The 19053-nt window shown below is 62.8% G+C and carries 24 protein-coding genes; 12 read left to right on the forward strand and 12 right to left on the reverse strand.

Annotation, left to right across the window (positions count from 1 at the left end):
- From BMZ69_RS16120 to BMZ69_RS16140, 5 genes are read right to left on the reverse strand one after another with little or no spacing between them, the layout of a single operon-like run.
- On the reverse strand, window positions 1-933 hold the full coding sequence (locus tag BMZ69_RS16120; protein ID WP_092158349.1) for a hypothetical protein: 933 nt from the start codon (window positions 931-933) through the stop codon (window positions 1-3).
- A gap of 2 nt (window positions 934-935) precedes the next feature.
- Complete coding sequence (locus BMZ69_RS16125) at window positions 936-3344, reverse strand: VirB4 family type IV secretion/conjugal transfer ATPase (protein WP_092158351.1); 2409 nt, start codon at window positions 3342-3344, stop codon at window positions 936-938.
- A 2-nt stretch (window positions 3345-3346) separates the two neighbouring features.
- Window positions 3347-3640 carry a VirB3 family type IV secretion system protein gene (locus BMZ69_RS16130; RefSeq protein ID WP_092158353.1) on the reverse strand — a complete coding sequence of 98 codons (294 nt, stop codon included), beginning with the start codon at window positions 3638-3640 and terminating at the stop codon, window positions 3347-3349.
- A 4-nt stretch (window positions 3641-3644) separates the two neighbouring features.
- The gene (locus BMZ69_RS16135; RefSeq protein ID WP_092158355.1) at window positions 3645-3953 is read right to left on the reverse strand and encodes a TrbC/VirB2 family type IV secretion system protein; all 309 of its coding nucleotides are present in this window, start codon (window positions 3951-3953) and stop codon (window positions 3645-3647) included.
- 14 nt (window positions 3954-3967) lie between these two features.
- Window positions 3968-4864, reverse strand: coding sequence for a lytic transglycosylase domain-containing protein (locus BMZ69_RS16140; protein WP_244543399.1), 897 nt, complete (start codon window positions 4862-4864; stop codon window positions 3968-3970).
- Between the two features lie 18 nt (window positions 4865-4882).
- On the opposite strand from BMZ69_RS16140, the gene BMZ69_RS16145 reads away from it, so the two are divergent.
- Complete coding sequence (locus tag BMZ69_RS16145; RefSeq protein ID WP_092158359.1) at window positions 4883-5197, forward strand: hypothetical protein; 315 nt, start codon at window positions 4883-4885, stop codon at window positions 5195-5197.
- Window positions 5198-5214: 17 nt separating this feature from the next.
- Entirely contained in the window at window positions 5215-5796 is a 582-nt protein-coding gene (locus BMZ69_RS16150) for a thermonuclease family protein (RefSeq protein WP_092158361.1), read from the forward strand.
- On the opposite strand, the gene BMZ69_RS31180 is transcribed toward BMZ69_RS16150, so the two are convergent.
- On the reverse strand, window positions 5726-5992 hold the full coding sequence (locus BMZ69_RS31180; protein WP_139219067.1) for a hypothetical protein: 267 nt from the start codon (window positions 5990-5992) through the stop codon (window positions 5726-5728). The genes BMZ69_RS16150 and BMZ69_RS31180 overlap by 71 nt on opposite strands.
- 114 nt (window positions 5993-6106) lie before the next feature.
- Here BMZ69_RS31180 and BMZ69_RS16155 point away from each other — a divergent pair, with 114 nt between their 5' ends.
- A complete protein-coding gene (locus BMZ69_RS16155) occupies window positions 6107-6838 on the forward strand; it encodes a thermonuclease family protein (protein WP_092158363.1) in 732 nt (243 codons plus the stop codon).
- A gap of 36 nt (window positions 6839-6874) precedes the next feature.
- On the opposite strand, the gene BMZ69_RS16160 is transcribed toward BMZ69_RS16155, so the two are convergent.
- Window positions 6875-7153, reverse strand: coding sequence for a hypothetical protein (locus BMZ69_RS16160; RefSeq protein ID WP_139219068.1), 279 nt, complete (start codon window positions 7151-7153; stop codon window positions 6875-6877).
- A 450-nt stretch (window positions 7154-7603) separates the two neighbouring features.
- Between BMZ69_RS16160 and BMZ69_RS16165 the strand changes: the two genes are divergently transcribed.
- The 5 genes from BMZ69_RS16165 (at window position 7604) to BMZ69_RS16185 (ending at window position 10685) form a co-directional block, all read left to right on the forward strand.
- Window positions 7604-8035 carry a thermonuclease family protein gene (locus BMZ69_RS16165; protein ID WP_139219069.1) on the forward strand — a complete coding sequence of 144 codons (432 nt, stop codon included), beginning with the start codon at window positions 7604-7606 and terminating at the stop codon, window positions 8033-8035.
- Window positions 8032-8655: a hypothetical protein gene (locus tag BMZ69_RS16170; protein WP_244543400.1), complete on the forward strand. Its 624-nt coding sequence runs from the start codon at window positions 8032-8034 to the stop codon at window positions 8653-8655. The genes BMZ69_RS16165 and BMZ69_RS16170 overlap by 4 nt, the downstream gene beginning before the upstream one ends.
- Before the next feature lie 158 nt (window positions 8656-8813).
- Window positions 8814-9398 carry a hypothetical protein gene (locus tag BMZ69_RS16175; RefSeq protein ID WP_092158369.1) on the forward strand — a complete coding sequence of 195 codons (585 nt, stop codon included), beginning with the start codon at window positions 8814-8816 and terminating at the stop codon, window positions 9396-9398.
- 167 nt (window positions 9399-9565) lie between these two features.
- The gene (locus BMZ69_RS16180; RefSeq protein WP_092158371.1) at window positions 9566-9931 is read left to right on the forward strand and encodes a hypothetical protein; all 366 of its coding nucleotides are present in this window, start codon (window positions 9566-9568) and stop codon (window positions 9929-9931) included.
- Window position 9932: 1 nt separating this feature from the next.
- Window positions 9933-10685, forward strand: a complete 753-nt coding sequence (locus BMZ69_RS16185) for a lytic transglycosylase domain-containing protein (protein ID WP_092158373.1) — start codon at window positions 9933-9935, stop codon at window positions 10683-10685.
- Window position 10686: 1 nt separating this feature from the next.
- Here BMZ69_RS16185 and BMZ69_RS16190 read toward each other — a convergent pair whose 3' ends face one another.
- The 4 genes from BMZ69_RS16190 to BMZ69_RS16205 all read right to left on the reverse strand — a co-directional run bounded on the left by BMZ69_RS16190 (window position 10687) and on the right by BMZ69_RS16205 (window position 13670).
- On the reverse strand, window positions 10687-11115 hold the full coding sequence (locus tag BMZ69_RS16190; protein WP_139219070.1) for a helix-turn-helix transcriptional regulator: 429 nt from the start codon (window positions 11113-11115) through the stop codon (window positions 10687-10689).
- 65 nt (window positions 11116-11180) lie between these two features.
- Window positions 11181-11588 carry a hypothetical protein gene (locus tag BMZ69_RS16195; RefSeq protein ID WP_092158377.1) on the reverse strand — a complete coding sequence of 136 codons (408 nt, stop codon included), beginning with the start codon at window positions 11586-11588 and terminating at the stop codon, window positions 11181-11183.
- Window positions 11589-12507: 919 nt separating this feature from the next.
- Entirely contained in the window at window positions 12508-12711 is a 204-nt protein-coding gene (locus tag BMZ69_RS16200) for a hypothetical protein (protein WP_139219071.1), read from the reverse strand.
- A gap of 635 nt (window positions 12712-13346) precedes the next feature.
- The gene (locus BMZ69_RS16205; protein ID WP_348272477.1) at window positions 13347-13670 is read right to left on the reverse strand and encodes a WGR domain-containing protein; all 324 of its coding nucleotides are present in this window, start codon (window positions 13668-13670) and stop codon (window positions 13347-13349) included.
- A 53-nt stretch (window positions 13671-13723) separates the two neighbouring features.
- On the opposite strand from BMZ69_RS16205, the gene BMZ69_RS31615 reads away from it, so the two are divergent.
- The 4 genes from BMZ69_RS31615 to repC all read left to right on the forward strand — a co-directional run bounded on the left by BMZ69_RS31615 (window position 13724) and on the right by repC (window position 17831).
- Window positions 13724-13882, forward strand: coding sequence for a hypothetical protein (locus tag BMZ69_RS31615; protein WP_175506829.1), 159 nt, complete (start codon window positions 13724-13726; stop codon window positions 13880-13882).
- A gap of 217 nt (window positions 13883-14099) precedes the next feature.
- Window positions 14100-15284: a plasmid partitioning protein RepA gene (repA, locus tag BMZ69_RS16210; RefSeq protein WP_092158383.1), complete on the forward strand. Its 1185-nt coding sequence runs from the start codon at window positions 14100-14102 to the stop codon at window positions 15282-15284.
- Window positions 15285-15362: 78 nt separating this feature from the next.
- Window positions 15363-16355 carry a plasmid partitioning protein RepB gene (gene repB, locus BMZ69_RS16215; protein WP_092158385.1) on the forward strand — a complete coding sequence of 331 codons (993 nt, stop codon included), beginning with the start codon at window positions 15363-15365 and terminating at the stop codon, window positions 16353-16355.
- A 159-nt stretch (window positions 16356-16514) separates the two neighbouring features.
- On the forward strand, window positions 16515-17831 hold the full coding sequence (repC, locus tag BMZ69_RS16220; RefSeq protein ID WP_092158387.1) for a plasmid replication protein RepC: 1317 nt from the start codon (window positions 16515-16517) through the stop codon (window positions 17829-17831).
- Window positions 17832-17842: 11 nt separating this feature from the next.
- On the opposite strand, the gene BMZ69_RS16225 is transcribed toward repC, so the two are convergent.
- A complete protein-coding gene (locus tag BMZ69_RS16225) occupies window positions 17843-18799 on the reverse strand; it encodes a recombinase family protein (RefSeq protein WP_092158389.1) in 957 nt (318 codons plus the stop codon).
- Window positions 18800-19053: the final 254 nt, after the last annotated feature.

Genomic DNA, 19053 nt, shown 5'->3' on the forward strand with positions numbered 1-19053 from the left:
TCAGCGAGATTGGTACTGTCGGACCGCGGCCACGAGCTCATCGCTCGACAGCGGCTGTTGCGCGGCATTCGCCCGCGCGGCTTCGCGTTCGATCGCAAAGGAGACATTCCCCGCCGTGTCGTTGTAGCGGCGGGCGACGCAGCCCGACGCCGGCGTCGTCCCGTAGGGCGTCGTCGAGCAGCCCGCGGCTACGCAGGGGCTTGCGGCGGTCCCCTCCCCCGTCATCCCGGCCGGACATAGATTGATCGTCTGTGGCGGCCTAGCCGGTCCGCGGGCCGATGTCGGCAGCGTGACGCCGCGCGTGCCCTGGCTCGACATCGAGGCGGCGGCAAGATTGGGCAGGTTGAAGGCTTGCGTGAGAAAAGACACGCCGTGGATGGCCTCGTTGAAGGTGAGCCCCGTCTGCGTGCGGATCGCGCTATTGCGGTCCATGGCCTCCATCAGGGTACCGTCCGAGCCGACCTCGCGGCCCATGCGTTCGAAGACCTGGCGGTTCGGCTGAAGCGAGGCCTGCACCGTCTCCATGCCGCCGATGACCTGGCCCGTGCCTTCGCGATCAGCGCGCGGCCCGGCCGTCCAGTCGGTCGCCGGCTGTGCCCCAGTGCTCGTGGACCCGGTCGTCGTCGGCTTGGCGAAAGCCGGCGACGTTTTGATGGTTGGGTCAGCTCGATCGAGGGTCGCCGCGCCGCGGCCCGCATCAGGCTTCTGCGTCGGGCTCGTGACCGCATTGTCCTTCTTCGGCTTGGTCACAGAGCAGTTGATGCCCTGCGTAAATGTCTGGGTCTTGCCGGTGATGAGCTTGATCTCGACCTTCTTGGTGGACTCGTCCGTGCGCCGGTCGAGGATTGCCCCGTCATTCACCGGCACCGCAGCAAGGGTAGGGCCCGCGATCCCCGCTGCCAGCAGCATCAAGGCGAATGTCTGGAACCGCATGATCAGTCTCTTCCCATGAAAACCGGTAGCCAGGCCTGCGGATCGTCCCCGACCCGGGCGCGCAGCGCGTCGAGCTCGGCGACCGTCTCGGTGCGGCCCGACAGCACCTTGATCAGCTCCGGCATGCCCCGGAGATTGAGGCGCGCGATCACGCTGTCCTGGTCATGCTTGATCAGGAAGGAACGCGATTCCGCCGGCGTGGTGCGGATCCAGCGCACCTCGCGCGCCGACAGACGGAAGGCACCGCCATAGGACGCCTCGTCGGCCTTGGGGTTCGGGAAGAAGATGTTCGTTGCCGATTGCTCGATCAGCGTATGCGCGAGCTTGGAGTTCACGATATCGGCCGCCGATTGCGTGCCGAAGCCGATGACCCCGTTCTGCTTACGGATGGTCTTGAGCTTGTCCTTGATGAAGTAACTGAAGACCTCGTCGTCGAGGAGCCGCCAGCCCTCGTCGAGGAAGATCATCACTGGCTGGCCGTCGAGCAGTTCGTCGAGCCGGTGGAAGATGTACATCAGCGCCGCCGTCCGGTTGACGGGATCGTCGAGCACGCTGGTCATGTCGAAGCCGAAGATCGCGGACATCGAGAACGTGTCCTCGGTGTTGTTGAACAGCCAGCCGCGCTGGTCCGCGCGGATCCAGGGCTGCAAACGGGCGTAGAGATCGTCGTCGCCGGCCCGCATGGCGCCGCGCAGCAGCTCGGCGAACTCGTCGAGCGTTCGCCCTTCCGGCGGCGCCGTCAGGACCTGCGTGATCGCATTGCGGATGACCTGCTCCTCGCGGGTCGAATGACCGATGCCGTCGGCGCGCCGGAGCATGAAGCTGAAGAGCTGGAACAGGAACTCGCGGTTTGCGCCATTGTCGGAGAGCCGCAGCGGATTGAACCCGGTCGGCTCGCCGGCGCGCAGAACCTCGTATTGCCCGCCGAGCGCGCGCACGAAGATCTCCAGGCCCCGATCCTTGTCGACCAGCACCAGCTTTGGCCGCGGTTGCACGCGTTGGGCCTGGGCGGAGATGAAGCCGAGGAACACCGTCTTGCCCGAGCCGGACGGCCCCGTGACTGTGAAATTGCCGAGGTCGCGGACGTGGAAATTGAAGAAATACGCGGTCTGCGACGTCGTCTCGAGAACCGAGATCGGCGTGCCCCAATGCGTCCCGCTCGCCTGCCCACTCGGATAGTTATGGAGCGAGGAGAACCCGGCCATATTCTTCGAGGAGATCATGGAGGAGCGCGCGATATAGGAGGCATTGCCGGGGAGTTGCGCCCAGAAGGCCGGCTCGCAGTTCAGGTCCTCGCGCACCCAGATCGCCGAGACATCCGTCAGTGCCGTGCCGCAGTCGGTGACGCATTTGGTCACCTCGTCCATGTCGCGGCCGAGGCAGAGCACGCTGAGATGGTGGTGGCCGTAGATTGATTCCGACGAGAGAAGCTCGTCGCGCGCATCCGAGAGATGCTCGGCAACGACCGAGCCGGCCTCGTCCGACATCTCGATCTGACGACCGACGCGATCGATCTGCGTCATCGCGATCGGCTTGTCGATGAGGGCGAAGGACTGCGTGACGATGAACTCGTGCGGCACCCGCAGCATCGGGTTCAGCATCCCCGGGCCAGTCAGCGCCGGATATTCGCTGACCGAAATCAGCGCCCCGAAGCGTGTGTCCTCCGGCGAGGCGCCACGGATCTCGACGGCGTTGCGGCCGAAGAACAACCGCTTCGTCGACAGGGCTTCGGCGAGCTTCATGCGCGGCAGCGCCATCGGGCGCGGCATTCCGCCATTCACGAGCTGGACCAGGAATTCCAGCGGTTCCGAATGCCAGACGCCGCCGCGCTCGACGACCCGCAGGACCCGAGCGCCGTAGGCCTGCAACGTCTCGCGCATGGCTGTCATCACGTCGGACAATTCGTTGACGGCCTGCTCCTCACTGAGCGAGCGGCCGTCCGCGTCGTGGCGCCCGAACAGCTTGCGCAACACGACATCGACCGTGCCGACGCTGCCCTGAAGCTCCCGGCGGACGACGGAGAGGTAGATGTCGTTCACGAACATCCGCCGCTGGCGCAGGCCGGCGGTATAGCGTTCGTCGAGCTCGCGGCAGAAATCGTTGTCGAAGGTCGAGGCGATCGAAGGCTTCACCTCGCGCCGGACGATATGGGTGTAGAGCGCGTAGCGCGACGAGCCCAGCGCCCGCAGGAGATCGTTGCGGCCGAGCAGTCGTGAATTGACCTCGCTGATATCAGCCGTCTCGAAGCAGAAGCCGGAGAGGTGCAGGAACGACATCAGCATGCCGTCATCCGTCCTGATTGCCTCGTCCGAGACGTGCCGTGAATAGGGAATATGCGCAGCGACCGGGTTCTCGCGCCGGGAAACCGCACCAAAGCTCAGCTCGTCACGCAGCGCCCGCGCAATCGCCATGGCTAGACCCGGTAGCTCGTGGCGCCCCAGAACCCCTTGCTCCGGGGCGGGACCTTTCGGCCGCGGATCAGCATGATCTCGAAGATCGCCGGATCGCGCACGATCATGATCCGGCCGATGGCGTAGAGCGGCAGGATCGTCAGCAGCATCAGGAGGTTTTTCGTCACGAGGAAGACGACGGCCGAAACGACGCCGATCAGCATGAAAAACTGATACGGCACGCCAAGAAGGCTCGGCGGCCGGGTCAGGCCCTTCACCAATGGCGTGATCAACGGCTGGTCGACATCCTCGGCCATGCGATCACCTGCCGACCGCTGACTGGAAGAACTGGACGATCTGAGCCGATCCGAACACGAGCACGATGCCGAAGATGACAGAGCCGGCAAAACCCCAGGTCAGGCGCCCGACGAACGCCATGAGTCCGCAGGCAATGACCGCGAGCACCGCGAGCGACGTCGAGATCGGCCCGGTCAGCGTGTTGACGAGCGTCTGCAGGGTGCTCTGGACAGGCTGAAGCTGACCGCCGCTCTGTGCCAGGGCCGGTGCTGCCATTGCCATAGCCACGGCGCCCGCCCATGCGCTCCGTTGGATCCAGCCCTCAAGCCTCATGGTCTTGCTCTCCTTCAATCGAAATTCTGGACGAAGCCGCCCTGCCAACCCTCGGCCTGGCGGCGCGCGCCCGCTCGGGCCGGCGCGGTCGTTCTCGGCACGCTTCCGGTGGGTTCACCGGTGGATTCATTGGGTCCGCGCCTGGGCGCAGGCGCGAAGGCGTCGGTCCGGCTGCCAAGGGCGGGCCACTGGTAGAACTCGTTCAACACTGCCGCGACGAAGCCGACGGTCTCAGGTGTCGGCGGCACGCCGCCCGCCTCGAGGACGGCCGGTTCGCCGGCGTTGTAAGCGGCGAGCACATAGACCGGATTGCGATATTTCGCCGTCAGCTCACGCAGGAAGGCGATGCCGCCGCGCACATTGTCTTTCGGATCGCAGATGTCGACGCCGTAGGCCTGGGCGGTCGCCGGCATGAGCTGCATCAGCCCATAGGCGCCCTTCCCCGAGAAGCTCGTCGAGTTGTAACGGCTCTCGGCTTGCGCGACCGACAGCACGAACTCAGGCATGAATTGCTCTTCGCGCGCCGTCGTCTCGACCAGACGCCTTGCCTCCTCGCGGTTGAGCGGGGCACCCTCTGCGCAGGGCGATGTGGCCTTCGCGGCATCAGGATCAGCGCGGGCGCCCTCCCCGATCCGCTGCACGGGCTCGGCCGAGTCGGTGGCGTCCGGCACGATCCGCCCATCCGCGTCGACGGAGGCAGATCTGACCGCCGGGCGCTCGACCGGCGCCGGAAGACGCTCCTGACGCTTGGCCGGGATAGGACTGTTTGCGTCCGATTGCTGCGCCGAAGAGGTGCTTGCCGCAGCGAGAAGCGCGATCCCTGCCAGCGCCGTTCTGCGTCGGGCGCTCATGTCGATTTGCTCCGCATCATGCTGTACGCTTAATATATTGAGCGAGGCGCAGGCAACCAAAAATCACGGAGCGGTCATATGAGACCCCGGCATCTGTTCGCACCGCTGGCAATTCTGCCGACGCTCACGGCGATTTCGCCGGCGCCCGCCCGGGCCGATACCTTCGGCTGTACCGTGCTTCTCTGCATGCTGAACCCCCAAGGATGGGCGTCGGTGCCGTACTGCGTTCCGCCGGTCCAGAAGGCCTTCGCCCTTGTTGCGAGCCGCCGCCCCTGGCCGCAATGCCCAGAGGCCAACATGTCGGCACTGCCCGACAAGGCGGGCGAATCCATTGACATCCTGGGCCAAGACGGGACGACGCGCGTCCCGCTCGGCAAGTCTATTGCGCCGTGAGTCGCAGCTTCGCTCTTATGATCGCCGTCTTCCTCGCCGGCGGCGCCCATGCGCAAGATCCAGCAAAGCCAAACCCCTGGTTCGCCATCCCGAAAGGCGCCGTCTTCACGACCGGCGACACCTGGACCTATGCCGGCGAAACGCATCGGCTCTACGGCGTTCAGGCCTGCCTGCGCGGGACCCACTTCACCAATGGCAGCGGCGCCCGGATCGATTGCGGCGAGGCGAGTCTGACCATGCTCGTCTCGCTCGTCCGCGACCTCAATCCGCTCTGCTATTCAGCGGGGTGGCAGGCTGTCTCGAAGACGCGCTTCGTGGTTTGTGTCGCTCAACCCGGCCAGGGCGCGGGCGCCGGCTCGCGGATCGATCTCGGCACGGCCCTCGTTTCCAGCGGATGGGCCTTCGCCGCCGTCAACCCGGAGGGTGCTGCGGTCCACGAGCCCTATCTGGTTGCCCAGGCCGTCGCCCGGAAGGAGCGTCTCGGCCTCTGGCGATTTCCCGATATGCCGGACCCGAACGCCATCATCCTCAGGCAGATTCGCGCCGGCGCCGCCGCTGCTCCGGGCGCTCCCCTCCCCGCTCCGGCTCCAGTTCGATGATGGGCGGCCGGTTCCCGCGGTCCTCTGTGAGCGTTTCCACACGTCGGTGCATGAGGAAGCCGATCGCAAGTGCCAGGCCGGAGAGCCCGCCGATGAACAGCGCGGCGAACAGGCCGGGATCCCGCCACAGCGTCGCCTCGTCCCAGTTCATGATCAGCCGGAAACCACCGAAGGCGAGGATCAGGATTGTCGCCATGATGATCCCCAATCGTGGATCGATTGAGAATCGCGTCAGCACAGCTTTCCTCCCTCCCCGATGCTTCGCGATCTCGCGTGAAGCGCTTCACAAACCGATGTCCGAGGCCAACCGATGACCTTCACCAAGCCCGCGATCGCGGTGATCGTCAGTCTCCTCCTGACCTCGATCGCAGCGGCTGCCGAGATCTGCGGCGTTCCAAAGATCCTCGACGGCGACACCGTCGAAATCGCCCACCAGCGCATCCGGATTTTTGGGATCGACGCGCCGGAGATGGAGCAGCTTTGCCTCGATGCGGCGACCCGCCGCTCCACCTGTGGTGTCGACGCCCGCAACGCGCTGTCGTCATTTGGCGCCGGGCGGTCATGGTCCTGTACGAGCGTCGACGTCGACCAGTATGGCCGGCACGTCGCGCGATGCCAGATCGAAGGACAGGACGTTGGACGCTGGATGGTTGCACAAGGGTGGGCGCTCGCCTTCATCCGCTATTCCTCCGCTTATGTCGAAGACGAGAAAGCGGCTCGCTCCGCCCGACATGGGCTTTGGAGTGGCGCCTTCGTCGCCCCGTGGGACTGGCGCTCCCGCAGCACCAGCACCGTGATCCATGTTGCCGTCAGTGTTCCGGCCGGTGCACAGAAGATCCTGCTCAACTCGGTCTCGGAGGCCGGAGGCCCAGCTGGCGCGTGTGCGATCAAGGGAAACTTCAAGGCGGATGGCTCCTGCATCTACCACCAACCAGGTCAGCGCTTTTACGATGCCGTGCACATGAATGGGTCGGATCGAAAGCGATGGTTCTGCACGCCGGCGGACGCCGAGAAGGCGGGTTGCCGCGCGGCGCGTTGGTAACGCGCGAAGCGGTCGCGAGCTTGCTGCCTTCGTCGCCTAATTTCGAACCATGAATCCCATGATCAATGTCTTCACGAGGCGAACGCCTCGGCGCAGGAGCGCCAAGGCGATGAGTCCCAATACGGAGAAGGCGAACACATATCCAAGGCCAGGTATCCAGCGCTCGATGGTGTCGGCGGCGATGCCGATGCCGCTGGCGAACAGAAAGAGCAGCAGCAGAGATCCGAGAATTCCGTCGAAGCTCGGAGCGCCACCGGACCGGAATACCTGCTGGTTCATCTCATTGTAGGTGTGCGGGTGCCAACGCTTATCCATCTGATACCACTCGCGGTTTGACGGAATTGTGGGACGCTTTCGTCTCGTCCCCTCTGTTCCGTCTCACTCCTGCCCGGCAGGCCTGTTTCCCGTCTCGCTTAATATATTGATCTAACGCGGCCGGATGCTTTAAGCAATGTTCTCGGCCCATCAGGGGCGTGGGAATTGGCATTCTGCCCCTTGTCATCAGCGGCGCTGCGCCCCTGCCCTGCCGGCAGCGTTGGCCCGTTCGGCATCAGCGCGACCCGCGACTGGCAAGAGTGGCCAACGCGCGGAACGGAGATCAGTTTGGATGAGGCGATGGCTTCGCGTTCTGACCGGTTGCTTGCCCCCCTACTCCTCGCGGCGGGAGCTTCCGTCGCGCAAACACCAGTAGCGCCGACGAGCGCGCCCGCGGCTCCGCAGTTGCCAGATCTCTACGCGCCGCAGTCGACAACCGCGACGGTTCCGATGCGCGTCGAAGTCGTGACGAGCACGACCTTTCGCGACGTTGAAACGAAGCAGCTCTATCGCCTCTATGGCGTCGACGCCTGCGATGCCAACCAAACCGCCACTTTCGGCAAGCAGACCTGGCCCTGCGGGGTCGTCGCAACCGCCTGGCTCGTCAACGTCACCCTCAATCGCTGGGTGGCCTGCACGCCCATCCGGCAGACCGAGACCCTGAAGCTCGGGCGGTGTGCGACCGGCGAGATTCCGGATCTGGCCGCCGAGATGCTGAAGCTCGGCCACGCGATCACCCTCCCCTCCCCCGAGGACCGGCTGATTCCGACCTACGCCCAGCTCGAGAAGGATGCGCGCGCTGCCTATCGCGGCATCTGGGCGAGCTCGTTTCAGATGCCGTGGACATTCCGGCAGCAAGCCAGCCCTCCGAATAAACCGTGACGGATTTGATCATCATGTGCCGGTACGTTTTGCCAATTGGGATCGCGGTTGCAGCCGTCACGCTGGCGGGCTGTGCCTCGCAGCCAGCGCACGATGCGCAGATCTCGTCGCCGGCCACCAGCGCCTACCTCGCGCCCGAACAGGTCGACCGCGGCAGACAGGAATACGGCTCCGGCTACGAGCGGTTCCCACCTGTCATGACCGCGCGCACCGGCTATCCGACGCGGAACCAGGCCAATACAGCGCTGCGGCTCTCGCGCTGGGGAACGGTGCCGATCCGAACGCTCGTCACGAAAGAGGGCATCAAGACCATCGCCATACCCGCTGCCCTCCCCGACACCGTTGCCCATCGCGTTCGTCTGTTCGCCTGTCGGCCGGGGGCCCTGGACGGCGTGACCGGCCGCGTTCGGACCTATCGCGGCCCCGTCGTCGTCTGTGCCTCCGATCTGTTCGGCGCTGATGGCGCGGTCCTGGCGCGCGTTCCGCTCAATTTCTACTACTGGCAAAACGCCTGGCGGGTTCAGGATCCCCGGCCGGGCTACAAGCCGGTGCCATGGGTCGAGAACGAGCCCTCCCCGCCCAGGAGCTCCGGCTGGTTACCCTGGCAGGATCGCTACTGATCTGTTCACCCATCCGGGCGTTCCCTTCGGCCAAAATCGTATTGGGCTCGATCGGGTCTCGGACAGACCAGCGCCCTTCCCTTATCGGCCCGCCCTTCATTCCGGCTCGACAATCGCTGGCTCAATATATTAAGCAATAGCGAATTGTGAGGGAGGCCATGCTCGCGCGATCGACGATGGCGCTCGGCGCCGCTCTTTTCTCGTCGCCTCCGGGCCTGGCACAGTCGCCGACGGCCGAGCCTGGCAAATGGCGGCCGGTTGTCTATGCCGATCTCCAGCTTCCGGGGGAAGCCGCCCTCCCCTATGCCTCGCTCTGGGCCGACGAGCTCAGGCGCAACAATGACGCCTACAAGGCCAGAGGCGACAAGCGCTTCCTGGTGGCGAACGCTCCGGCTGCCGAGAGCCACGTCGTGATCCGGAGCCCGGAACGGGTGGTCGTCCTGTCGGTGCTGCATACGGTTACAGCGTGCACGACCCTGCGCCGGGACGTAAGCCACGCGACCCTGAAGAGCTGCCCGATGCGGCTCGCGATCTACGAGAACGGGCAGTCGCGCGTTGCCGATGCCGGCCGAGGCTGCTTCATCGAATATGCGGCCAGCCAGGGCGGCACCGCACCCGACATGGTGCGCAACGCGGCGCTCGCCGCCTACGACATCGAGAGCCGGGCGATCCGCGCCGGCATCGTCTTCCAGGGCCAAGCCGCGGACGAGTGCCAGTTCCGCGTGCCCATTCCCCGATCCTGAGGAGGTTCATCATGCGATCGTCGTCGAGCCGAACCAAACCTGAGTGTCCACTGTGCCGCGGCTCGTCGCCTTGCGGTCAAGGCAACCCTGCGGGCGCGCTGCGCGCGGCCTTGACTGCAGCGCCGCTCCGCGGCCGGGCCGTGGCCTCAGGTCCTCGGAGGTTCGCCATGACGACGAGCATCGCATTCGCACTCAGCATCGGCCTGGGCGCTGCCTCATACGCCCTCGACATCCGCGACTTGCGCCCGGGCTCCTATGTCCAGCGGCCGGCCGCCTGTAGTGCTCTCGGTGGTGCCGGCACCATGACCTTCGATGGACGCAATTTCTCGGGCCACTATCAAATGTGCCGGACCGACCCGCTCGGCGGATCGCGCGTTCGCAACACCTGCATCGAGGCCCAGGGTCCCAATCGACCCGATCCCAAAGAGATCGACACCGACCCGGATCGGACGGTTGTCGAGGCGATGGTGACGGTACAATCGCAGACATCCTTCACGATGTCCGGCAAGCAATTCCAATTCTGCGGAGAGTGAGATGCATCGGCCGCTCGTGACCGCCGCACTGACAATGCTCGCGACCGTGTCATTCGCGAGCACCTGCCCTCAGGGCGACGAGATGCTCAAGAACAATACGTCGCTGGCATCCCTCTGTCCGAACGGATTTACCTCGCAATCTGGTGGCGACATGGCGACGGCGATGGATCGGCAGAAGAACAACGTCTCGATGGTCTACGCATCCGCGCAGAATATGGGTGTTCCGCCCGAACTCGCTCTCGCCGTCAGCTATCATGAAGCGGTCGGGTTCAATTCCTGCGCTGGCTCGGATACCGGCGTCAGAGGGCCGATGCAGCTCACCAAGCGAACCGGCCGGTCCTACGGCTACGATCGCGACATCAACGAGCAAAACGTCAATGGCGGTATGAAGGTCCTGAAAACCGCCTACGACAGATGCGGCATGGACTATGCCTGCCTGTCGGCGAACTACAACGGCTCACCCCGCCCGGGTGAGCAGGCGGGCTGGGCGCGTGGCGTCGGCGCCGCTCATCAGAAATTGCTCAATACGCCGAGCCTGATGGCGAAGGCATGCAGCGGGAGCCAGAGCGCGGCCTGTGTCAGTCCCGGCGACTTTCCCAACCCCGGCACGAGTCCCAGCCTGGTTGCAGGATCTGCTGCGCCCGCGGGCAATGCGGGGCTGGCGGGCATCGTCCCGCAACCCATGGATACCGACATCGTCGTCGGATCGCGGATGGCGGAGCACCGGTCGGGCAGCGCTCTCACCCGGGGCTGATCTATTCGTCAGGCGGTTCAGCCTTCGAAACAGAACGCTGCGACTGCTGGGGGGCTTGATCGTCGTCGAAGCGCTCGTCCGAATATTCGTGGGACAAGAGCTGATCGATCTCGTCGGCCGAGAGGCCGTATGACTGCGCCCCGCTGCTGACGGTTTCGTCGCGAATGCCAAGGAGGCTCCAAACAGAAACCTCATACGAAGCCGCCAGGGTGAGCAGTGTCGCGAAGCTTGGATTCCCCTTTCCATTGCGCAGCAGCGCTAACGTCCGACGCGAAATCCCGGACTTCTCGGCAAAGGCCGCATAGCTGGGAAAAGAGCGCTCAATCTGCCGAAGCCGCAATGCAAGCACACTATTTAGCCACCTATCGGTCGTATCGGCAGGCTTTCTCCCAGGCATCGTCATAGAGCCTCGACTTTTGATCAGGCTCAATAAATTAACCCGGGGAAACGAACCGAGTCGAGATGTAAGGGGGCTGTTCACGCAACTAATGCGTGTCAGCGGCGCTTCTTGGCGACAGTTTCTTGCTTCCGGGACGGCTGCGGGACCGGTGCTTCCGCCCCGATTTCCTTGTTCAGCTGCTCGAAAATGCCGTCATATGGGAGCCCGAAGGACTCGACGTCGCCCTTCACACTCTCCTCGCGGATTCCAAGCAGGCTCCAAACCGAAACACCGAAGCTATCTGCCAGCGTGGTCAAGGTTTTCAGGGAGGGGTTGCCGCGGCCATAGCGCAACAGGAGCAGGGTGCTGCGGGAAAGCCGCGAGGCCTTCACGAATTCCTCGTGGCTGGGATATGTGCGCTCGATCTGTCTCAGGCGAAGTGCCAAAACCGAAGACAGCCACGGATCGTCGCTGCGCTCGCGCTTCTTGTAGATCCGTGCCCCTGAAGGCGACCCTTTCCTCATAACCGATTCCATTCGCGGCTATAGGTACGGGCGTCGATCAAGGTTTGATATTCGGACGTTTTCCTCAACCAGCATGCTCGAAGAGCCTTGCTCATGGACAGCAGCACAGCGCGCATGACTCCAAAGGCTCGCGATGTCCAGCAATTTAGTGATTGGGGTACAGACTGTTGCGCAGAGCTGCCCCCTGGCAGCCCGTGCACCGCGCCGACCCGCACGATCCCCTGCCCAGGACGCTGCCAGTTCTTGGCTCGAACCGGCGGAGTTGATGGTCCTTTTTTCGGCTTCGGGATCATAGGATGTCTCAAAACTGAACAGACAGGGAGCGCGGACCTCTGAGAATGAAAATATCATGCCTGCACGATTCTTGGACACTCCAGCCCTCTTATTCATAGGGCTTAATCGCCAACATCTGCTGGGTAGTGGGCCGTGTGACCGAGCCTGGTGGCGGAAACGACCTCGCGCGGCACTTCATCATTGCAACTGCGGAGTGCATTTCCCTTGCGCTGCCAATTTCTTCGGGTAATTTGACTAAACGGAATGAGAGACCCTTCCGTGCCTCCCCTGAGCCTGGTCTCCAGGCGAACTCCAAAGGGCCGATGAGGCCCTTTTTCTTGAGTGACTGCTTGCCCCCCTTCGTCGTCAGAGATCCCTCGCCATCGTTGCGATTGGGAAGCTCGGATGCGAAAAAAAGGCCGGCGTCCCATTCGGGAGCCGGCCTTGAAAGTTTGAAACACCCGGCGACACGCCGAATATCTCAGAGGGGAACGGCTGAAACGGGGTCGACGCCGGGAGGAGGTGGCGGAGCCCGTTCAGAACAACCGTGTCACTGATATCGTCCTGCGCTGGTCATTTTGCAATGCAGCATTAAAGAGATTCGTTATGCGCCTTACGCATAGCATGGCCATATTGACCCAGCGTGTCAGGCGCGGAGGTTCTGCTCGCGATTGGCAGCTCGCTCAAGCTCGGACTGGCTGACGAGCACACCCTTCTGAAAGACGGCGCAGGAGGTCACGCCGGAGCCGGTCTGCATCTCCCGAAAGAGGCGAAGCGCTTCCGCGGCCGAGGCCGCGCGCTTGTTTTCCTTGGAAGTCCGCGTGAAGGCCTTCACCTGGTACACAGTCATTCTCGCCGTTGCTGAGAGCCTACGGCATAGCGAATGCAGCGCTGCGGGGAAAGCACTCCTCGTCATTTTCAGGTGGGAAGCGACCTTGCCGAGCCACCGATCCGCGCATCGGGGAATCTCACGCCGCTGCCGACAACCCGCTGCTGTTTCCTCGAAAGCGTCAGCGCGCGAACGCCAACGGGAGCACCACCACTCCGAATAGCAAAGCAACAATGCCGGTCCGGATCCACACGCCCGTGAAACGATGGCTCAACAGCATCGACGCTCTCCACCCAACACGCCGCTCTTCGGCGGCTCTCTGCAGCGAGATGACCACGAGAATGAGGTAAGGGCAAGTTGGTGGACAGTTTGCTCCACGACGCATTCGATCGCACAGCATCGCGCGCAGATATTGCCGCTCCACCATTGCGCTTGGACGCCGTCGGCGTTCCTTCCGCTTCGCAGAATGGCGATCCCCTGGCGCGATGGCCGGGTCGTCATCGGGTGCCAATTTCCGAACGGGATCGCGACCCATACCACGAGGTGCCTAAGCGGAAGAACTGAGCGGGCAGTCCTTCTCCTCTGTACGTTTCTCATCATGGTCATTATCGACCGCGTATCGAAAGCCCCCTCCCCTGCTGAAAATTCGGCCTGGGCTACGATCGCTGCTGATAGCCTCGGCGGCATTTGCGCTTCAGCCAAGCGTCGAGCGCGAGATGGGCGTCGGTCGGCTGAGGGAATAATTCGGTGCGCCGCTGGCCCAACGAGCCGATGCGTCCCCACTCACGGACCAGGGCGCTGTCGCCGAACAACGTTGGTTCAATCGAGAGTACGTAGTAGCGCGCCATGTTTTGCGATGGGTCGATGCGCTCGAGGAGGATGTGAAGAAGAGACATGGCGGACCCACGATGCTGCGTCGGCTGAATCCTTCCATTCGCCATGCGGTGGGTCCAATTGATTGGTTGAATCGCTTCGGCCATATCGATTCACGTTCGTGATCGATGAATTATGAAGGTGGGCCGGCAGGTGACAGATGCAGGTGATTGTCCTGCTGGAAGTGCAGTCCCCGCCCCTGCTGGTGCGTCTCTGCGTTCGTCAGTCAGATTCCGAAGACGATGCGACGGGGCTCATCCTGCAATTCAGCTTGCTCTACGGTTTTGAGACTGGGCTTTGGCGCGGCGCCTTCGCCTGAGGAGGCCGCGCGATATCACGTGACACGCTCCTTCTATTTCGACTGCCCGGCATTTGCCCTGCTTTTGGGGCCCAACAATCCTGCTTTCCTAGGTCAAAAGGCTTGGCGTTAAGCTTTCGTTTACCCAAAATTCCTTGCGCCGAATCGAATCCGTAGCCAAGGTGTCGATAATTTCGCTGCGATGGCGAATTTATCGACACTATAGGTATTGGCGCGAATGAGCGTTCCAAAGGCAAAAGAAGAATCTGAACCGTCCTTCGCGGACGTGATCTTGCAGCAGTCGAACGAGATCTCTCGGCGGCTAGAAATGCTGCGCATTGAGAAATTTCCGCCAAACGCCCAGAAGTCGCTTCGCCGGTTCTCAATGGCCGAGGTCGCAGACTTCATTGGTGTCTCGCAGAGCTATCTCAAGAAGCTGCACCTTTCCGGGAAAGGCGTTGAACCTATCGTTACGCCTACTGGGCGGCGCTACTACACGGGAGAGCAGGTCAACGAGCTGCGCGAGTTGCTCGATCGCTCTCCTCGGCGCAAAGCGGGCGAGAAGCTGCAAATCATCGCGGTCGTGAACTTCAAGGGCGGCAGTGGAAAGACGACTACGGCTGTCCACCTGTCTCAGCACCTCGCTCTCAAGGGCTATCGGGTACTCGCCGTCGATCTCGATCCCCAGGCCTCGCTAACCGCCCTTTTCGGGATTCAGCCGGAGATCGACCAAAATCTCTCCTTCTATGAATCCTTGCGCTACGACAGCGAGCGCAAGCCGCTAACAGAGGTCATTCAGAAAACGAACTTCCCTGCCCTCGACATTGTGCCGGCGAACTTGGAACTCCAGGAATACGAGTACGAAACGCCGATCGCGATGCGGGCAAAGGATCCGACTGCTGGCCGCACGTTCTTTACGCGTGTGGGGGCGGCGCTGGAAGAAGTCGATGATCAGTACGACGTCGTGGTGGTCGATTGCCCCCCACAACTCGGGTACCTCACCCTAACTGCTCTAGCTGCTGCGACGTCGGTTCTCATCACTGTGCACCCGCAAATGCTCGATATCATGTCCATGGGTCAGTTCCTGCTCATGCTCGGCGATATTCTGAAGAGCATCGAGAACGCCGGTGCGAAAGTCTCGCTCGACTGGTTTCGTTATCTCGTCACGCGCTTTGAGCCCGGGGACGTACCCCAGCAGGAGATGGTGGGGCTCATGCAACTCATGTTTGCCCGACAGATGCTGAAGAACCCTATGGTCAAATCCACGGCAATCTCCGACGCGGGCCTGACCAAACAATCCCTCTACGAGGTCGAACGCTCGGCGTTCACGCCGGCGACCTATGACCGAGCCCGGGAATCTCTCGACGCTGTTAATTCCGAAGTGATTTCTCTCATCGAAACAAGCTGGGGACGGGCACGCTGATGACGGAATTGTCAGCCGTACAGATCGAGCTTTTCTCATTGAAACTCAGAACCTTAAATGCATTTCGGAGGTGCCAATATGGCGCGCCGTGATATTTTCCGGGCAATCAAGGAAGTCGATACAAGCCAATCGGATAGGGCGGCCGCACCTGGCTACGCCTCCCGCGGTGCCAGCAAGAATATGTTGGCCTCGATCAACGAGCTCGCGGCAAAGGCCGCGCAGGCCGAGGCGTCGATCGACGGTGAGGTCGTTCAAGAGATCGATCCGGATCGAATCGAAGATTCTTTTGTCTCCGATCGCCTGACGCAAGACGATGTCGCGTTCGAAGAGCTCGTAAGCGGCATCAGAGAGCGAGGGCAGGACACGCCGATTCTCGTTCGCCCGCATCCGAACGACAGCGGGCGCTACCAAACGGTGTTTGGACATCGGCGGCTGCGAGCAGCGCGGCAGCTTGGCCGAAAGGTCAAAGCGGTTGTCCGGAATGTCTCTGACGAAGAGCATGTTATCGCGCAGGGCCAAGAAAACTCCGCTCGCGAGAATCTTACTTTTATTGAGCGTGCGCTTTTCGCTCAGCGTCTGATCGGGCGCGGCCATGATCGTGGGACAGTCCAAACTGCCCTGTCGGTCGACGCTCCAATGCTGACGAGAATGCTCTCGGTGTCGGGGCGCATTGAAGAGGATCTACTCCTGCTCATTGGCCCGGCCAAATCGATTGGTCGTGACCGCTGGCTGGAGTTTGCGCAGCTTTACGAGAAGCCTTCAAATCGTTCGACGCTCTCGCAGGTCTGCCAAACTACGGTTTTTTTGGCGGCGACCTCCGAAGTGCGATTTGAGATGCTCTTCGGAGAATTGAAGAAGGCGGACAAGCCGCGGCGCGCCAGCCCCGATAAACCGGCGAAAGCTAAATGGCAGCCGGCTGACAAAGCCTTAGCGGCCGAATTGGTCGACACCGGGAAGACATTTTCTGTCGCGTTCAAGTCGAAGGATTCCGCCCGTTTCGGGCGATTCCTCGCTGAACGTCTCGACGCCCTCTATGGAGAGTTTCTTCAGCAGGAGAAAACGCAGGTGTAACCCGCAAAAGAAAAAGGCCCCCGAAACGAATTCCGGAAGCCCTTCTCTCGTGTAAGCAGCCTGAGAATCACACTTCCGCGAATCGCTGTCAAGAGTCACGTCGAACGCAGTGCCGTTTTGGCGAGCCGGATTCTTTTGCCTAACAAAAGGTAAAGGAACGTGTTCTCGCACATCACAACGACGCCCTTTGGGCGGCGGCCGATGACGCTCGGCCAGATTTCAACTCAGATGACGGCAAAGGCCGCGAAGCCCGATGCCGTCGTGCACAAGTGGCAGGTCTTCCAGGACATCCGTGTGGCGAGGGAGCTCCTCGGCGCGACGGATCGCTCGCTTGCGATCCTCAACGCACTGCTGACGTTCCATCCGGAAACCGCGCTCACGGGCGACGCCGAGCTCGTCGTTTGGCCGTCGAACGAGCAATTGATGGCCCGGGCCAACGGCATGCCGGCGACGACGCTGCGGCGGCACATCGCGGTGCTCGTCGATTGCGGTCTGATCGTTCGCCGGGATAGCCCGAACGGCAAGCGCTTCGCCAGGAAGGGGAGGGGAGGGGAGATCGAGCAGGCCTACGGGTTCGACCTCGCGCCGATCGTCGCACGCGCCGACGAGATCAAAGACCTGGCGGAGGCCGTTCACGCCGAGAAGAAGGCTTTTCGTGTCGCGAAGGAGCGGCTCACGCTGCTGCGCCGGGACATCGTCAAGATGATTGACGCTGGCATCGAGGAGCGTGTTCCGGGCAATTGGGGCCGGGTCCAGCAGACCTACCAGGCGATCATCGGCCGGTTGCCCCGCACGGCTCCCAGGCAGCTCGTGGAGGCTATCTGCACCGATCTGCAAGATCTCTGCACGCAGATCCGTGACGTGCTGGAATCCTTTATGAAAGCTCAGAATCCGGATGGCAATGAGTCCCATTTTGGGCGCCACATACAGAATTCAAATCCAGATCCCCTATCTGAATCTGAACACGGCTTTTCGGAAAGTGAAGAAGCGGCCGCCATCGTTGCGGAAACCGACAACGTGCGGAGCCTGCCGAAGCGGGAACTGCCTCTTGGCATCGTCCTCGATGCCTGCCCGAACTTGCGGGATCTGGCGCAAGGCGGCGAAATCCGACACTGGCGCGATTTCCTGGCGGCAGCGGAGCTGGCCCGGCCGTCGCTCGGCATCAGCCCGAGCGCCTGGCGTGAAGCGCGCGAGGTCATGGGTGAGCAGCACGCCGCAATCACGCTGGCGGCGATGTATCAGCGCGCCGGACAGATCAACAACGCCGGTGGTTATCTGCGCAGCCTGACCGACCGGGCGAAAGAGGACAAATTCTCGACCTGGCCGATGGTCATGGCGTTGCTGCGCGCTCGTCTCGATGTGCAGAAGGCGGCAGGGTTGGAAGAGGGGCCGGCCGAGGACGGCTCTTCGGACGAGAAACCCCGCATCCAGGCCTCGGCGTCGCTGCTGAAGAGCCTGCAGAAGCCGCGGTCGTGATGAGGACCAGCCTACCCCTGAGCTACGCCGGCTGTGGGAGCGTTGCCGTCACCGGCGATCAAGCCGGAACGACGGGCGCGGTCGATCAGGTTCTTCACGGAGGAGGGCGACCATTTCGAGCCGCCGCGCGGCGTCCGCTCGTGCAGCCGTTCGAGCTGGGTTGCGATCTCGCGGAGCGTCAGGGTGGGGTTCGATACGTGGATGCCGGCCACCAGCGTGACCAGGCGATCCTCCGGGAGGCGCGGAGGAGATTTCCGCAGGAGGGTCCGGTCGGCCGTGTGCTCGCTGACCAGCCATTTGACGGCGCGGCGCAGGCGCTCGGGAGTCCAGTCGAAGCCGCGTTGCTTCAGCACGCGGGCGACGTCGTCCCAGTTATGATCCGGCCGCATGCGCCTGACCGTCGGCAGCCATTGGCTCGCCGTCGCCTGAACGCGATCGCCATAGGCTGCCTTTTGCGCCGCGGTCATCTTCGCCAGCATCTCTGGTCGGCGCTCGCGAATGCCAGGATTGCCGGAAAGCCGGCCCTTGGCCTTCGCGGCCTTGATGCCGGCCTTGGTCCGCTCGGAGATCAGCGCGCGCTCGAGCTGCGCCACGGCGCCGAGGACCTGCAGCGAGAACATGCCCTGCGGCGTCGTCGTATCGATCGGATCGCGCAGCGAACGAAAATGGGCGCCCTTCTCCGTCAGATCCTCGATCACGTCGAGCAGATGGCTGACGGAGCGCGCCAGGCGGTCGAGCCGAACGACAATGAGCGTGTCGCCGGCGCCGATCTCCCGCAGTAGCTTCGTCAGGGCTGGCCGAGCACGCGATGCGCCAGAACCGTGCTCCTGGACGATGAGATCGCAGCCGGCCGAGCGCAGTTCGATCTCCTGCGCTTCTGTCGTCTGCTCGTCGGTCGACACCCGTGCATAGCCGATCAGGCGGCCCTGCGGTCGACGGGAAGCTCGATTTTGGGTGTCGCGAGCCATTTGGAGCGCCTGAGAGAACGCCGAGCGGCGATTTTCCAAATGCAGAAGATACGGATAACCGATCGTTTGTAAACGTCTCTAGGTGCTATTTCCGGAGGGCGGCCCGCTAGAAAACCCAATGAAATCGGGGCTTCTCGTCGATCTGAGGCACGACCGGCGTGCCCCTGTTCAATCCGGACGACCAGGCAACTCTGCCCACCACGAGCGTGTCTGCTAGATATCTATGTGACGGAAGGCAAAATAGTGATAGCTTC

It is taken from the genome of Allobosea sp. CRIB-10 (genome assembly GCF_900112185.1).
Taxonomy (GTDB): Bacteria; Pseudomonadota; Alphaproteobacteria; order Rhizobiales; family Beijerinckiaceae; genus Allobosea.

Bases quoted from the DNA above. Each gene is read 5' to 3' on its own strand.
- BMZ69_RS16120 (WP_092158349.1), bottom strand. From the start codon at position 933: ATGCGGTTCCAGACATTCGCCTTGATGCTGCTGGCAGCGGGGATCGCG.
- BMZ69_RS16125 (WP_092158351.1), bottom strand. From the start codon at position 3,344: ATGGCGATTGCGCGGGCGCTGCGTGACGAGCTGAGCTTTGGTGCGGTT.
- BMZ69_RS16130 (WP_092158353.1), bottom strand. From the start codon at position 3,640: ATGGCCGAGGATGTCGACCAGCCGTTGATCACGCCATTGGTGAAGGGC.
- BMZ69_RS16135 (WP_092158355.1), bottom strand. From the start codon at position 3,953: ATGAGGCTTGAGGGCTGGATCCAACGGAGCGCATGGGCGGGCGCCGTG.
- BMZ69_RS16145 (WP_092158359.1), top strand. From the start codon at position 4,883: ATGAGACCCCGGCATCTGTTCGCACCGCTGGCAATTCTGCCGACGCTC.
- BMZ69_RS16150 (WP_092158361.1), top strand. From the start codon at position 5,215: ATGATCGCCGTCTTCCTCGCCGGCGGCGCCCATGCGCAAGATCCAGCA.
- BMZ69_RS31180 (WP_139219067.1), bottom strand. From the start codon at position 5,992: ATGGCGACAATCCTGATCCTCGCCTTCGGTGGTTTCCGGCTGATCATG.
- BMZ69_RS16155 (WP_092158363.1), top strand. From the start codon at position 6,107: ATGACCTTCACCAAGCCCGCGATCGCGGTGATCGTCAGTCTCCTCCTG.
- BMZ69_RS16160 (WP_139219068.1), bottom strand. From the start codon at position 7,153: ATGGATAAGCGTTGGCACCCGCACACCTACAATGAGATGAACCAGCAG.
- BMZ69_RS16165 (WP_139219069.1), top strand. From the start codon at position 7,604: ATGCGCGTCGAAGTCGTGACGAGCACGACCTTTCGCGACGTTGAAACG.
- BMZ69_RS16175 (WP_092158369.1), top strand. From the start codon at position 8,814: ATGCTCGCGCGATCGACGATGGCGCTCGGCGCCGCTCTTTTCTCGTCG.
- BMZ69_RS16180 (WP_092158371.1), top strand. From the start codon at position 9,566: ATGACGACGAGCATCGCATTCGCACTCAGCATCGGCCTGGGCGCTGCC.
- BMZ69_RS16185 (WP_092158373.1), top strand. From the start codon at position 9,933: ATGCATCGGCCGCTCGTGACCGCCGCACTGACAATGCTCGCGACCGTG.
- BMZ69_RS16195 (WP_092158377.1), bottom strand. From the start codon at position 11,588: ATGAGGAAAGGGTCGCCTTCAGGGGCACGGATCTACAAGAAGCGCGAG.
- BMZ69_RS16200 (WP_139219071.1), bottom strand. From the start codon at position 12,711: ATGACTGTGTACCAGGTGAAGGCCTTCACGCGGACTTCCAAGGAAAAC.
- BMZ69_RS16205 (WP_348272477.1), bottom strand. From the start codon at position 13,670: ATGGCCGAAGCGATTCAACCAATCAATTGGACCCACCGCATGGCGAAT.
- BMZ69_RS31615 (WP_175506829.1), top strand. From the start codon at position 13,724: ATGCAGGTGATTGTCCTGCTGGAAGTGCAGTCCCCGCCCCTGCTGGTG.
- repA (WP_092158383.1), top strand. From the start codon at position 14,100: ATGAGCGTTCCAAAGGCAAAAGAAGAATCTGAACCGTCCTTCGCGGAC.
- repB (WP_092158385.1), top strand. From the start codon at position 15,363: ATGGCGCGCCGTGATATTTTCCGGGCAATCAAGGAAGTCGATACAAGC.
- BMZ69_RS16225 (WP_092158389.1), bottom strand. From the start codon at position 18,799: ATGGCTCGCGACACCCAAAATCGAGCTTCCCGTCGACCGCAGGGCCGC.